This is a genomic window from Kitasatospora sp. NPDC048662, from assembly GCF_055587065.1.
Genome location: NZ_JBVJHA010000002.1, coordinates 221,937 through 236,718, shown reverse-complemented (window position 1 = coordinate 236,718; position 14,782 = coordinate 221,937). Strand labels below are relative to the sequence as shown.

Annotated in this window: 7 protein-coding genes; 1 reads left to right on the top strand and 6 read right to left on the bottom strand. The window is 72.6% G+C overall.

Features of this window, described 5'->3' with window-relative positions; translation table 11 throughout:
• Nucleotides 1–8: 8 nt before the first annotated feature.
• On the bottom strand, nucleotides 9–1,724 hold the full coding sequence (treS, locus tag ACZ6R9_RS07010; protein ID WP_380482128.1) for a maltose alpha-D-glucosyltransferase: 1,716 nt from the start codon (nucleotides 1,722–1,724) through the stop codon (nucleotides 9–11).
• Nucleotides 1,721–3,676: an alpha-1,4-glucan--maltose-1-phosphate maltosyltransferase gene (locus ACZ6R9_RS07005; RefSeq protein WP_380482127.1), complete on the bottom strand. Its 1,956-nt coding sequence runs from the start codon at nucleotides 3,674–3,676 to the stop codon at nucleotides 1,721–1,723. Before ACZ6R9_RS07005 ends, treS begins: the two co-directional genes overlap by 4 nt.
• Before the next feature lie 962 nt (nucleotides 3,677–4,638).
• Between ACZ6R9_RS07005 and glgP the strand changes: the two genes are divergently transcribed.
• Nucleotides 4,639–7,314: an alpha-glucan family phosphorylase gene (gene glgP / locus ACZ6R9_RS07000; protein ID WP_380482125.1), complete on the top strand. Its 2,676-nt coding sequence runs from the start codon at nucleotides 4,639–4,641 to the stop codon at nucleotides 7,312–7,314.
• A gap of 156 nt (nucleotides 7,315–7,470) precedes the next feature.
• Here the strand turns inward: glgP and ACZ6R9_RS06995 are convergent, their stop codons facing one another.
• The 4 genes from ACZ6R9_RS06995 to ACZ6R9_RS06980 form a co-directional block, all read right to left on the bottom strand.
• Nucleotides 7,471–9,192, bottom strand: a complete 1,722-nt coding sequence (locus ACZ6R9_RS06995; protein WP_465537000.1) for an ABC transporter ATP-binding protein — start codon at nucleotides 9,190–9,192, stop codon at nucleotides 7,471–7,473.
• Entirely contained in the window at nucleotides 9,189–10,910 is a 1,722-nt protein-coding gene (locus ACZ6R9_RS06990) for an ABC transporter transmembrane domain-containing protein (RefSeq protein WP_465536999.1), read from the bottom strand. Before ACZ6R9_RS06990 ends, ACZ6R9_RS06995 begins: the two co-directional genes overlap by 4 nt.
• 152 nt (nucleotides 10,911–11,062) lie before the next feature.
• A complete protein-coding gene (locus ACZ6R9_RS06985; RefSeq protein WP_465536997.1) occupies nucleotides 11,063–12,895 on the bottom strand; it encodes an ABC transporter ATP-binding protein in 1,833 nt (610 codons plus the stop codon).
• Nucleotides 12,892–14,736, bottom strand: coding sequence for an ABC transporter ATP-binding protein (locus tag ACZ6R9_RS06980; RefSeq protein WP_465536996.1), 1,845 nt, complete (start codon nucleotides 14,734–14,736; stop codon nucleotides 12,892–12,894). The genes ACZ6R9_RS06985 and ACZ6R9_RS06980 overlap by 4 nt, the downstream gene beginning before the upstream one ends.
• Nucleotides 14,737–14,782: the final 46 nt, after the last annotated feature.

Sequence of the window (14,782 nt, the reverse complement as noted above, 5' to 3'; positions counted from 1 at the left end):
CCCCGCCGCTACTTCGCGGACGCCTTCGCCGGGGACTGGCGCAGCTGGAACCAGTAGAAGCCGTGGCCGGCCAGCGTCAGCAGGTACGGCCATTCGCCGATGGTGGGGAAGCGCACACCGCCGATCAGCTCGACCGGGTACCGCCCCCCGTACTGCCGCAGGTCCAGTTCGGTCGGCTGCGCGAACCGCGAGAAGTTGTTCACGCACATGACCAGGTCGCCCTCGTACTCGCGCACGAAGGCCAGCACCGCGGGGTTGCTGGAGGGCAGCTCGGTGTAGCTGCCGAGGCCGAACGCGGGGTTGAGCTTGCGGATCTCGATCATGCGACGCGTCCAGTGCAGCAGCGAACTCGAACTGCTTTGCTGCGCTTCGACGTTGGTCACCTGATAGCCGTACACCGGGTCCATGATGGGCGGCAGACTGAGCCTGCCCGGGTCGGCGGAGGAGAAACCCGCATTGCGGTCCGGCGTCCACTGCATCGGGGTGCGTACGCCGTCCCGGTCGCCGAGCCAGATGTTGTCGCCCATGCCGATCTCGTCGCCGTAGTACAGCACCGGGCTGCCCGGCAGCGAGAGCAGCAGCGCGGTGAACAGCTCGACCTGGTTGCGGTCGTTCTCCAGCAGCGGGGAGAGCCGGCGGCGGATGCCCACGTTGGCCCGCATCCGCGGGTCCTTCGCGTACTCCGCGTACATGTAGTCGCGCTCCTCGTCGGTGACCATCTCCAGGGTCAACTCGTCGTGGTTGCGCAGGAAGATGCCCCACTGGCAGCCCGAGGGGATCTCCGGGGTCTTCGCCAGGATCTCGGAGACCGGGTGGCGGGACTCCCGGCGGACGGCCATGAAGATCCGCGGCATCACCGGGAAGTGGAACGCCATGTGGCACTCGTCGCCGCCGGAGCCGAAGTCGCCGAAGTAGTCGACCACGTCCTCCGGCCACTGGTTGGCCTCCGCCAGCAGCACGGTGTCCGGGTAGTTGGCGTCGATCTCCTTGCGGACCCGGCGCAGGAAGTCGTGGGTCTCCGGCAGGTTCTCGCAGTTGGTGCCCTCGCGGGCGTACAGGTACGGCACCGCGTCCAGCCGGAAACCGTCGATGCCGAGGTCCAGCCAGAACCGCAGCGCCGCCATCACCTCCTCCTGCACCCGCGGATTGTCGTAGTTCAGATCCGGCTGGTGGCTGAAGAAGCGGTGCCAGTAGTACTGCTTGCGGACCGGGTCGTACGTCCAGTTCGAGCTCTCGGTGTCGACGAAGATGATCCGGGCGTCCGGGTACTGCTTGTCGTCGTCGGCCCACATGTAGAAGTCGCCGTACGGGCCCTCCGGGTCGCTGCGGGAGGCCTGGAACCACGCGTGCTGGTCGCTGGTGTGGTTCACCACGAAGTCGATGATCACCCGCATGCCGCGGGCGTGCGCGGCGTCGACGAACTCCACGAAGTCGGCCAGGTTGCCGAACTCGGGGAGCACCGACTGGTAGTCCGAGACGTCGTAACCGCCGTCCCGCAGAGGGGAGTTCATGAACGGGGGGAGCCAGAGGCAGTCCACACCCAGCCACTGGAGGTAGTCGAGCCGCGAGGTGAGCCCCTTGAGGTCGCCGACTCCGTCGCCGTTGCTGTCCTGGAACGAACGCACCAGGACCTCGTAGAAGACCGCGCGTTTGAACCACTCGGGGTCGCGGTCCCGGGCGGGCGTGTCGGCGAAGGTGTCGGGGACGGGCTCGTTCACTGTCACTGCGGGTTCCTCCGAACCGTGAGGAGGTGGGCCGGCCCGGAAGAGGGATCGAGCCGGACGTAGTTGTGACGGCCCCAGGCGTACGTCGCGCCGGTCAGCTCGTCGTGCACCGTCAGCGGCCCCGGCACGTCGAGCGTGACGGTGGCCTCCTGGACGTGGTGCGGGTCCAGGTTGACCACGCAGATCACCTGGTCCTCCAGGCCGTCCTCGGTGACGGCGCACTTGGAGAACGCGATGATCCGCTCGTTGTCGACGGGGTGGAAGCGCAGGTCCCGCAGCTGCTGGAGCGCGGGATGCCGGCGGCGCAGCCGGTTCAGGGCGGTCAGCAGCGGCGCGAGGGAGTCCTGCCGGGTCCAGTCGCGCGGCCGCAGCTCGTACTTCTCCGAGTGCAGGTACTCCTCCGAGCCGGGCTTCGCGGGCTCGTTCTCGTACAGCTCGAAGCCCGCGTAGATCCCGAAGGTCGGCGACAGCGTCGCGGCCAGCACCGCGCGCACCGCGAAGGCCGCCGGGCCCCCCTGCTGGAGGTACTCCGACAGGATGTCCGGGGTGTTGGCGAAGAAGTTCGGCCGCATCCAGGCGGCGGCCTCGCCGGTCAGCCCGGTCAGGTACTCCGTCAGCTCGGCCTTGGAGTTGCGCCAGGTGAAGTACGTGTAGGACTGGTGGAAGCCGATCTTGCCCAGGGTGTGCATCATCGCCGGGCGGGTGAACGCCTCCGCCAGGAACAGCACGTCCGGGTCGGTGCGGGCGATGTCCGAGAGCACCTTCTCCCAGAAGTTCACCGGCTTGGTGTGCGGGTTGTCGACGCGGAAGATCCGCACCCCGTGGCCCATCCAGAACCGCAGGATCCGCACCGTCTCGCGGACGATCCCGTCGAAGTCCTGGTCGAAGTTGACGGGGTAGATGTCCTGGTACTTCTTCGGCGGGTTCTCGGCGTACGCGATGGTGCCGTCCGCGCGGTGGCTGAACCACTCCGGGTGCTTGTGCACCCACGGGTGGTCCGGCGAGCACTGGAGCGCGAAGTCCAGCGCCACCTCCAGGCCCAGCGCGCCGGCCTCCGCGACGAAGTGGTCGAAGTCCTCCAGGGTGCCGAGGTCCGGGTGGACGGCGTCGTGCCCGCCCTCCGGGGAGCCGATCGCCCAGGGCGAGCCGACGTCCTGCGGAGCGGCCTCCAGGGTGTTGTCCGGGCCCTTGCGGTGGGCCCGGCCGATCGGGTGGATCGGCGGCAGGTACACCACGTCGAAGCCCATCGCGGCCACCGCGGGCAGCCGCTCGGCGGCCGTCCGGAAGGTGCCGGAGACCGGCGCCTCCACGCCGTTCGGGTCCACCACCGCGCCCTCCGAGCGCGGGAAGAACTCGTACCAGGAGCCGAACAGCGCCCGCTTGCGGTCCACCTGGAGCGGCTGTGGACGGGTCGCCGAGAGCAGCTCGCGCAGCGGGAAGCGGGCCAGCAGCGCCGTCACCTCCGGCACCAGCGCCGCCGCGTAGCGGCTCAGCGGCGGCAGGCCGGAGTCGCGCAGCGCGTCCACCGCGGCCAGCACCTGGGCCCGGCCCTCCTTCTTCGGTACCCCGGCCGCCGCCCGCTCCAGCAACTGGGCGCCCTCCTCCAGCACCAGCGCGGTGTCGATCCCGGCCGGGAGCTTCACCGCCGCGTGCTTGCGCCAGGTCGCCACCGGGTCGCCCCACGCCTCCACCAGGTACGACCAGCGGCCCGGCGCGGTCGGCGTGACGTACGCGCCCCAGCGGTCGCTGCCCTCGGACAGCTCGCGCATCGGCGTCCACGGACCGGAGCGGCCGCGCGGGTCGCGCAGCACCACATTGGCCCCCACCGCGTCGTGGCCCTCGCGGAACACCGTGGCGGAGACCAGGAAGCGCTCGCCCTCCACGGCCTTGGCCGGACGCCGGCCGGCGTCGACGAGCGGGGTCACGTCAAGCACGGGGATGCGGCCGATCACGGTGTCGCTCTCTGTCCTGGTGCGGGTGGGACGGGTTGGGGATTTACGCGGGGACGACGTGGTGCCAGTGGCAGGCGCAGTGGATGCGGTGGCGGCGGTGGCCGATGGGGCGCCGGTGGGCGGGGCCGCGACGGACCTGACGGTGGTGGTCCGTTTCGACGCGGCCTTGCGCGGGCTGCCGGTCCGTTTCGCGGGCGGTGCGCCCGCCCGCTTGCGGGCCGCCCCGGTGCGCGGGGCCGGTACCGGGGGTTCCCCGGTCGACGGTCCGTCAGGGGTGTGGTCCGTCGGTACCGTGGACTGGTCCCGCGTGTCGCCGTGCATGCCAAGCTCCTGCCCGAGATCGGCGGCAGCTCTGCCCGGCGGGCGACGCCGGGAGAGTACCGGGAGGACTGCTGGGTGAGGAAGGACGCGCGGCCGGAGCCGGCCCCGCGCCGACGGACCCGGCCACCCCGCCCGCCGACCGCCGCAGCGGGACCCGCCGCGGCGAACGTGCGTGATCCCGGCGCGCGTCGCTCGGTGCGCGCCCCCGCGTGACCCAGCCCACCGGAAAACGACCGGCCGGGGAACGAGGACACGCGAAGACACGCCTACTGGGGCCGAATGGGCTAAGGGAAGTGAGGGCACGTCAAAACCGGACCTGCACCGGCCGGATGCAGCGGGGGACGACCGTCCGATCGTGCACCAGCGGCACCCACGACCTTGTTGCATCCTCGCACCGCGGGCAAGAGCTACGGGCGGGTAGGCGCGCGGTTTCAGCCGGTATGCAACGGTGAAACAGGCACCCGCAACACCTCCGATCCCAGGAGTTCACACCCGACGGCGCATGTTTTACCTGCTTGCGCCCGCCGCGCGCCCTGATTTGCCACCACGCGCCCGGAACGATCTCAACGCTGCTCCGAACGGGTGTGGCGCCCGCACGTTGACGCCCAGTCAGGCGAAAGGTCGGGACTACCCTTCAAGCCGTGAAGGCAATCCGCAGGTTCACCGTCCGCACCGTCCTGCCCGAACAACTGCAGCCACTGCACGAGCTCGCGCTGAACCTCCGCTGGTCCTGGCACCCCGAGACCAGGGAGCTGTTCCGCTCCGTCGACCCGGACGTCTGGGCCGCCGTCGGAGAAGACCCGGTCCGGCTGCTCGGCGAAGTCCCCGCGGCCCGGCTCGCCGCCCTCGCCGGCGACCGGCGGTTCCTGCGCCGGCTCGGCGACCTCGCCGACGACCTGCGCGACTACCTCACCGGCCCGCGCTGGTACCAGTCCGCGAACGACCCCGGGAGCGAGCTCCCCGCCGGCGTCGCCTACTTCTCGCCCGAGTACGGCATCGCCGCCGCCCTCCCGCAGTACTCCGGCGGCCTCGGCATCCTGGCCGGAGACCACCTCAAGGCCGCCTCCGACCTCGGCGTCCCGGTCATCGGCGTCGGACTCTTCTACCGGCACGGCTACTTCCGGCAGTCGCTCAGCCGGGACGGCTGGCAGCAGGAGCGCTACCCCCTGCTCGACCCCGACGCGCTCGCCGTCACCCTGCTCCGCGAACCCGACGGCACCCCCTGCCGGATCGACCTCGCACTGCCCGGCGGCCGCACCCTCGCCGCCCAGATCTGGCGCGCCCAGGTCGGCCGAGTCCCGCTGCTGCTGCTCGACTCCGACATCGAGGCCAACAACCCCGCCGAACGCAACGTCACCGACCGCCTCTACGGCGGCGGCAGCGAACACCGGCTGCTGCAGGAAATACTGCTCGGCATCGGCGGCGTCCGCGCCGTCCGCACCTACGCCCGGCTCACCGGCCACCCCGAACCCGAGGTGTTCCACACCAACGAGGGCCACGCCGGCTTCCTCGGCCTGGAACGGATCGCCGAACTCACCACCGAACACCCCGGCCTCGGCTTCGCCGACGCGCTGGAGGCCGTCCGGGCCGGCACCGTGTTCACCACCCACACACCCGTCCCCGCCGGCATCGACCGCTTCGACCGGGACCTGATCGCCCGCCACTTCGGCGGCGACGCCGCACTGCCCGGCGTCCCCGTCGACCAGGTGCTCGCACTCGGCGCCGAGAGCTGGGCCGGCGGCGACCCCAAACTCTTCAACATGGCCGCCATGGGCCTGCGGCTCGCCCAGCGCGCCAACGGCGTCTCCACCCTGCACGGCGCCGTCAGCCGGGAGATGTTCCGCGGCCTGTGGCCCGGCTTCGACGCACCCGAAGTCCCGATCACCTCGATCACCAACGGCGTCCACGCCCCCACCTGGATCGACCCCGCCGTGGTCCGGCTCGGCGCCACCGAGATCGGCCAGGAACGCGCCGACGAAGCCATGGCCGTCGGCACCGCCGGCCAGTGGACCGGCCTGGAGCGGATCGGCAACGCCGAAGTCTGGAAACTGCGCCGCACCCTGCGCGCCCAACTCGTCGACGAGGCCCGCCGACGGCTCCGCGCCTCCTGGCAGCAGCGCGGCGCCGGCGACGCCGAACTCGGCTGGACCGGCACCGTGCTCGACCCCGACGTCCTCACCATCGGCTTCGCCCGGCGCGTCCCGTCCTACAAGCGGCTCACCCTGATGCTGCGCGACCCCGCCCGGCTGCGCGCGATGCTGCTGCACCCCGAACGGCCCGTGCAGATCGTCGTCGCCGGCAAGGCACACCCCGCCGACGACGGCGGCAAGCGCCTCATCCAGCAACTCGTCGCCTTCGCCGACGACCCCGCGGTGCGGCACCGGATCGTCTTCCTGCCCGACTACGACATGGCGATGGCCAAAGCCCTCTACCCCGGCTGCGACGTCTGGCTGAACAACCCGCTGCGCCCGCTGGAAGCCTGCGGCACCTCCGGAATGAAGGCCGCGCTGAACGGCTGCCTCAACCTGTCCATCCTCGACGGCTGGTGGGACGAGTGGTACGACGGCCAGAACGGCTGGGCCATCCCCACCGCCGACGGCGGCACCGGCGAGGGCGTACTCGACCCGGAGAGCCGGGAGGCCGAACGGCGCGACGACATCGAGGCCGCCGCGCTCTACGACCTGATCGAGCACCAGGTCGCCGCCCGCTACTACGACCGCGGCGCGGACGGGCTGCCGCACCGGTGGATCTCGATGGTGCGGCACACGCTGGTCACCCTGGGGCCCAAGGTGCTCGCCGGCCGGATGGTGCGCGAGTACGTGGAGCGGCTCTATGTTCCGGCGGCGGAAGCGCGACGGGGGCTGGCCGGTCCGGCTTTCGACTACGCCGGTGCGAAAGCCCTTGCGGGCTGGAAGGCGAAGGTCCGGGACGCGTGGCCCTCGGTGCGGGTGGAGCACGTCGAGGCGGACGGGGTCGGTGAGGCGCAGGAGTTGGGCGCCACGCTCGCGCTCCGGGTGCAGGTGGCGCTCGGGCGGCTCGGGCCGGAGGACGTCGAGGTGCAGGTGGTCTCCGGGCGGGTGGACGAGAGTGACCGGATCTCCGAGGCGACGACGCTGGCGTTGAAGCCGGCCGGGGGAGGGACGGATCTGGACGGGCGGCTGCGGTACGAGGGGCGAATGGAGCTGTCGCGGACTGGGCCGTTCGGGTACACGGTGCGAGTGCTTCCCGCGCATTCGCGGCTTGCGTCGATCGCGGAGCTGGGGCTGCTGGCGGTGCCGGTGGAGCTGGGGGGACTGGAGGCGGGGGTGCTCAGGTAGGCGCTTTCAGGGGCCGGGGAAGCGAAGGGTCGAGTCGGTCGGCGCTCAAAGAAGGGGACCCGAAACTACGGGACCTTTTCGCGCCCTGTTGGTCCTCCGCAGACTCGGCCCCGCCGTTCCCCGGGCCCCTGGTTTCGCACCCCCGGGCCCCTGGTTTCAGGACCGCCAGGAGTGCCAGAGACGGGCGTACGGGCCGTCGGTCGTGACGAGCTTTTCGTGGGGGCCGAGGTCGGTGAGGTGGCCCTGGGTGAGGACGGCTACGCGGTCTGCGTCGTGGGCGGTGTGGAGGCGGTGGGCGATGGCGATGACGGTGCGGCCGGTGAGGGTGGCGGCGAGGGCGCGTTCGGTGTTGCGGGCGGCGGTGGGGTCGAGGAGGGCGGTGGCCTCGTCGAGGATCAGGGTGTGCGGGTCGGCCAGGATGACGCGGGCGAGGGCGAGTTGTTGGGCCTGGGCGCCGTCGAGGCGGTTCGTGGGGCCGAGGTCGGTGTCCAGGCCCTCGGGCAGGTCGTGGTGCCAGCCGACGGCGTCGAGTGCGGCGGTGAGGGTGGGGTCGTCGGCGTCGGGGGCGGCGATCCGCAGGTTGTCGCGGAGGGTGCCGAGGAAGACGTGGTGCTCCTGGGTGACCAGGACGACCTGACGGCGCAGCCTTTCGGGGGAGAGGTCGGCGAGCGGGACGCCGCCGACGGTGATGGTGCCGGTGCGGGGCCGGTCGATGCCGGCCAGGAGGCGGCCGAGGGTGGTCTTGCCGGAGCCGGACGGGCCGACCACGGCGAGGCGTTCGCCGGGGCGCAGGTCGAGGTCGAGGCCGTGCAGCACGTCGGGCCCGTCCGGGTAGGCGTAGCGGACGTCGGTGACCCGGATCCGGTCGTCGGCGGGTTCGCGGTCGGCGGCCGGGGCGGGCGCCGGGGTGGCGGCAAGGCCTTCGACGCGGGCGTACGCGGCGGTGCTGCTCTGCACGGATTCGAGCAGCACGACGATGGTGTCGAGGGGTTCTTCGAGGCGCCGCAGGTACAGGACGGCGGAGACGGCGGCGCCGAGGGTGACGGTGTGGTGGGCGACCAGCAGGGCGCCGAGCGGGAGGACCAGGACGACGGGGAGGGCGTACGAGAGGTTGATGACGGCGAAGAAGCGCAGCCGCAGGTGCAGGGTGCGCAGCCGGGCGTGGTTGGCGGTGTCGATGGCGTGGCGGCCGGCGTCGAGGCGCTGCTGCTGGAGGCCGAGGGCGTCGATGGTGCGGGCGCCGTTCGCGGTGGCGGAGAGGGTCTCGGCGAGGGCGGCGTTGGCGGCCCGGTCGGCGAGGTAGGCGGCGCGGGCGCGGCGCAGGTACCAGCGGGCGCCGAGGGCGATGCCGACGACGCCGAGCAGGCCGCAACTGCCCAGCAGGGGGCTGACGGTGAGGATCGCGCCGAGGATGAACAGGGCCTGGGCGGCGGCCACGAAGAGTTCGGGGGCGGCGTCCCGGAGGGTCTCGCCGACGGCGGTGGCGTCGGTGGTGCCGCGGGAGGTGAGGTCGCCGGTGCCGGCCCGTTCGGCGGTGGCGGCGGGCAGGGCGAGGACCCGGTCGAGGAGCTGTTCGCGGACCCGGGCGGCGGCCCGTTCGCCGAATCGGTGGGCCAGGTAGCGGGCCTGGCGGTTCATCAGGATCTGGACGGTGGCGCAGCCGAGCAGCAGGAGGCCGAGGCGGTCGATGTCGCCGGTGGTGGCGCCGTTGGTGACCCGGTCGATGATCCGGCCGAGCAGCCAGGGCCCGGCCAGGCCGAGCAGGGCGGCGAGGCCGTTGAGGGCGAGGACGGCGGCGAACGCCCGCCCGTCCTCGCGGACCAGCCGGGTGGCGGCGTGGCGGACCTGGCGGGCGGTGGCGATCGGCAGGGTGCTCATTCGGCCACCTCGGTGGGGGAGTTGGAGCCGCGGGTGACCAGGGAGCGGTAGCCGGGCCGGGTGCGGAGCAGTTCGCGGTGGGTGCCGCTGGCGGCGACCTTGCCGTCCACCAGGTAGTGGACGGTGTCGGCCTGGTCGAGCAGCAGTGGGGAGGTGCTGGTGAGGGCGGTGGTGCGGCCGGTGCGGGCGGCGCGCAGTCCGGTGGCGATCGCGGCCTCGGTGTGGGCGTCCACCGCGGAGGTCGGCTCGACGGCCAGCAGGACGTCCGGTTCGGCGGTCAACGCGCGTGCGAGGCGCAGGCGTTGGCGTTGTCCGCCGGACAGGTTGCGGCCGTCGGCGGCGATCGGGGCGTCGAGTCGGCCGCCCAGGGAGCCGAGCAGGTCGAGGGCGGCGGCGGACTCCAGGGCGGCCAGCAGGGTGTCGTCGGGGGCGTCGGTGCGGCCGCGGACGGTTTCGCGCAGGGTGCCGGCGAACAGCGTCGCCTCGTTCTCGGCGAGGGTGATCCGGGCCCGGACGTCGGCCAGGGGCAGGTCGGCGAGCAGGGTGTCGCCCCAGGTGGCGGTGGTGGCGGGAGCGAGCCGGGCGAGGCGTTCGGCGACGGCGGCGGTGTCGGCGGGGCGGGCGGCGGCGAGCACCGTCAGCTCGCCCGGGGCGAGTCGGACGCCGGACTCGTGGTCGATCAACTCTGCGGTGGGGGCGGGGAGTTGGTCGGTGGCTCGGTCCGGTTCCGGGGTTAGGTGGAGGAAGTCGGTGACCCGGCGGGCGCAGACCAGGGCGCGGCCGATGTCCTGGCTGTTCTCGATCAGGAAGTACACCGGGGCGACCAGCACGGCGGCGTACGCGAACACCGCCGTCAGCTGGCCGGGTGTCAGGTCGCCTTCGACGGTGAGGCGGGCGCCGAGCCAGGTGACGGCGGCGAGCAGCAGCACCGGCAGGCCGCCGCCGAGTGCCTGGATCCAGCTGACGGCCGCGCCGACCCGGTAGCCCTCGGCGCGCAGCGCCCGGGAGTCGGCCCGGTAGCGGGCCGCGTACACGTCCTTGCCGCCCAGGCCGTTCAGCACCCGCAGGCCGCCCGCCAGGTCCTCGAACCGGACGGTCAGGCGGCCCTGGTGGTCGCGGAAGCGGCTCTCGGCGGCCTGTTGACTGGCCATCAGCGGGCGGAGGGTCAGGGCGAGGAGGGGCAGTCCGAGCAGGACGACCAGGGCCAGCAGCGGGGAGAGGGTGAACAGGATCGCGGCGACCGTCAGGTAGCAGATCACCGCGCCCACGCCGGGCCCGATGAAGGTGAGCGCCATGGCGATCCGGGACACGTCGGAGATGCCGATGGTGACCACCTCGCCGGCCGAGACCTGGCGGGGCAGCGCCGCGCCGAGCCGGACGCTGTGCCGCAGCACCACGGCGATGGTGCGGAAGGACGCGTCGTTGCGGACCATCGTCATGGTGCGGTGCCGGCACCAGGCCAGCACGAGGTTCAGCAGGCCGAAGCCGAGCATCGCCGCCGACCAGCCGAGCACCACCCCCGTCCGGCCCGGGCGCAGGCCGTCGTCCACGGCGCGGGAGAGCAGGTACGGCTGGACGGTCAGTCCGAGCATCCAGGCGGTGCCGTAGAAGGTGCCCGCCAGCGAGCGGCGGCGCTGGCTGCGGACCAGCCACCACAGGAAGCGGAGCGGGCTGCGGGCGTCTGGGGGGCCGGCTCGGCCGGCGGTCGGGTCGTCCACGGACCGAGGCTAGCGGCGGTGCCAGGAGCGGGTCGATCGATTTCCGGTGCGGCTGGGGGCAGCGACGGGGACCGGGAACGGCGGGACCTTCTGCCCCGGCTGATCGCCGGCGGACTCGGTCCCGCCGTTCCCCGGACTCCCCGAAGGCACCTCTACACCAGGCTGTCCTTCCAGGTCTGGTGGAGCGTCGCGAAGCGGCCTTCGCCGGCGATCAGGGCGGCCGGGGTGCCGTCCTCGACGATGCGGCCCTGGTCCATGACGAGGACGCGGTCGGCGATTTCGACGGTGGAGAGGCGGTGGGCGATGATCACGGCGGTGCGGCCGGCCAGGACGGTCCGCATGGCGTGCTGGACGGCCTGTTCGCCGGGGACGTCGAGGGAGGAGGTGGCCTCGTCGAGGATGAGGACGGCGGGGTCGGCGAGCAGGGCGCGGGCGAAGGCGACCAGTTGGCGTTGGCCGGCGGAGATGCGGCCGCCGCGCTTGCGGACGTCGGTGTCGTAGCCGTCGGGGAGGGCGGTGATGAACTCGTGGGCGCCGATCGCGCGGGCCGCGGCCTCGATCTCGGCCCGGGTGGCGTCCGGCTTGCCGACCGCGATGTTCTCGGCGACCGTGCCGGAGAACAGGAAGGACTCCTGGGTGACCATCACGACGGCGGACCGCAGGTCGGCGGTGGTGAGGTCGCGGAGGTCGACGCCGTCGAGGGTGACGGCGCCGGCGGTGGGGTCGTAGAAGCGGGCGAGCAGCTTGGCCAGGGTGGACTTGCCGGCGCCGGTCGCGCCGACCACGGCGGTGGTCCGGCCGGCGGGGAGGACGAGATCGAACTCGGGCAGCACCTCCTTGCCGTTGGCGTAGGCGAACCGGGTCTCGCGGAAGGCGACTTCGCGGCCCTTGCCGGTGGCGGCGGGCAGCGGGGAGGGTTCGGCGGGTTCGGGGACGGAGGGCTCGTGGGCGAGCAGGCCGGCCATCTTCTCCAGGGCGGCGGCGGCCGACTGGTAGCTGTTCAGGAACATCGCCAGCTGGTCGATCGGGTCGTAGAGGCGGCGCAGGTACAGCACGAAGGCGGTGAGGACGCCGAGTTCGAGGCTGCCGTCGCTGACCAGCAGCGCGCCGAGGACGACCACGGCGGTGATCCAGGTGTTGGCGGTGATCCGGGACAGGAAGACGTACCGGGCCATCTCCAGCAGGCCGTCCGCGGTGGCGGTGGCGGACTGCTGGTTGACGGTGTCGAACGCCTTGTTGTTGGCCCGTTCGCGGCGGAACGCCTGGACCGGGCGGATGCCGTTCATGGTTTCGGTGAAGCGGACGATCAGCGCGGCCACCGCGGTGCGGGAGCGGCGGTAGACCTGCTGGGAGCGGCGCCGGAAGGACCGGATGATCAGGTACATCGGCAGGAAGGACACCAGCGCGGCGAGGCCCAGGCGCCAGTCCATCAGGATCAGCACCACGGTGATGTAGCCGACCGACAGGCAGACCATCAGGAGTTCCTGGAGGCCCTCGGCGAGCAGTTCGCGCAGGGTGTCCACGTCGCTGGTGGCGCGGGAGATGATCCGGCCGGAGGTGTAGCGCTCGTGGAAGTCCAGGCTGAGCCGCTGCGCGTGCTTGAAGATCCGGCCGCGCAGGTCCAGCAGGATGTCCTGGTTGATCCGGGCCGCGAGCCGGATGAAGGAACGTTGCAGCAGGGTGGCGACCAGCGCGCAGGCCAGGTAGGCGGCGGTGACGGCGATCAGCGGGCCGGAGTCGTGGTCGCGCAGCGCGGGGATGCCGCGGTCGATGGCGTAGGCGACCAGGAGGGGTCCGGCCTGCAGGGCGGCCTGCTGGAGCAGGACGGCGAGCACGGCGACGGCGATCCGGCGGCGGTGCGGGGCGAGCAGTGAGCCGAGCAGGGCGCGGGGGGCGCCGGGCGGGACGGGGATGTCCTGGTCGTCGGCGGCCGCGGGAACCAGGTCGTCCTCTTCGACGGCGGGTTCGGCGACGGCGGTGGTCATCGGGCCAGCGCCCCTTCCAGTTCGGATTCGCCGGACATCAGGGCCCGGTAGGCGGGACAGGACTCCAGGAGTTCCTGGTGGGTGCCGACGGCGGTGATCCGCCCGTCGGCGAGCAGCGCGACCCGGTCGGCCAGCAGCACGGTGGACGGGCGGTGCGCGACGACCAGCGCGGTGGTGTCCGCGAGGACCCGCCGCAGGGCGCGTTCCACCAGTGCCTCGGTGTGCACGTCGAGCGCGGACAGCGGGTCGTCGAGGACCAGGAAGCGGGGTTCGCCGACCACGGCGCGGGCCAGCGCGAGGCGCTGGCGCTGGCCGCCGGACAGGCTCAGGCCCTGCTCGCCGACCTCGGTGTCCAGGCCCTCGGGGAGCCGGTCGACGAAGCCGGCCTGCGCGGTGTCGAGGGCGCGGGCGAGCTGTTCCGGGTCGGCGTTCGGGGCGCCCATCAGCACGTTCTCCCGGACGGTGGCGGAGAACAGGGTGGGCTCCTCGAAGGCGACGGCGACCTCGCGGCGCAGCTCCTCGCGTGGCAGGTCGCGGATGTCGGTGCCGTCCAGCGTGATCGACCCGGCGGTGGGCTCGTACAGGCGGGGGAGCAGCGCGGTGAGGGTGGTCTTGCCGCTGCCGGTGGCGCCGACCAGGGCGAGCGTCTCGCCGGGGCGGATGTGCAGGTCGATGCCGGCCAGCAGGTCGGGGGTGCCCGCCGGGGCGTCGGGGTAGCGGAAGCGGACGCCGGTGAAGCGGATGCCGCGGTCGTCCGACGGGGTGTCACCGGACGGGGGGTCGGCGGGCTCCGGTTCGTCCATCACCTCGAAGTAGCGGTTGGTGGCGCTGGCGGCCTCGGCGGCGAAGCCGAGCAGCCAGCCGATCGACTCGACCGGCCAGCGCAGGGCGAGCGCGGTGGAGAGGAAGGCGACCAGGGTGCCGGCCGAGAGTTCGTCGTGGGCGACCAGCACGACGCCGGTGGCGAGGGCGCCGCCGAGGGCGAGTTCGGGCAGGCCGACGATGACCGCCCACAGGTCGCCCAGCAGCCCGGCCTTGCGGAGTTCGGTGTCGCGCAGGGCGGCGCTGTGGCCGCGGAACTCCTCGGCCATGGTGCGGTGCCGGCCGAAGGCCTTGAGGATGCGGATGCCGAGCACCGACTCCTCGAGCACGGTCGCGAGGTCGCCGTTCTGGTCCTGGGCGAGCCGGGAGGCGGCCGAGTACCCGGCCTCGAAGCGGCGGGTGTAGATCATCAGCGGGATCGCCGGGATCAGGGTGATCAGGGCGAGCCGCCAGTCCAGCGCGAACATCAGCGCGGTGCCGGTCAGGAAGACGGTGGAGTTGACCACCAGGAAGACCAGCGGGAAGGCCAGGAACAGCCGCATCACGAACAGGTCCGAGGTGGCCCGGGAGAGCAGCTGCCCGGACGGCCAGCGGTCGTGGAAGGAGATCGGCAGCCGCTGGAGCTTGGCGAACAGGTCGCCGCGCATCCTGGCCTCCACCTTGGCCAGCGGGCGGGCCACGATGATCCGGCGGATGCCGAACAGGCCGGCCTCGGCGAAGCCGAGCAGCAGCAGGGCGACGGCGAGCGGCCACAGCCCGGCCAGGTCGTGGTGGGCGACCGGCCCGTCCACGATCTTGCGCAGCACGATCGGCACGGCCAGCACGCTGAGCGAGGCGAGCCCGGCGGCGGCCATCGAGCCGAAGATCCGCCAGCGGGCCTCGCGGGCGTACGGCCACAGGCGCAGCAGGGACCGCACCGGCGATCGGGGAACCGATGCGGGTGAACTTTCGGTGTGGTCCGTTGACGGAGTGTTCGAATCCGCGGGGGTGGGCGGAGCGGGGTTCTGGTTCTCGGCCATCGGCGAGAGGGTAGGCGCTGCCACCGACATTTCTCATCCGGTTTTT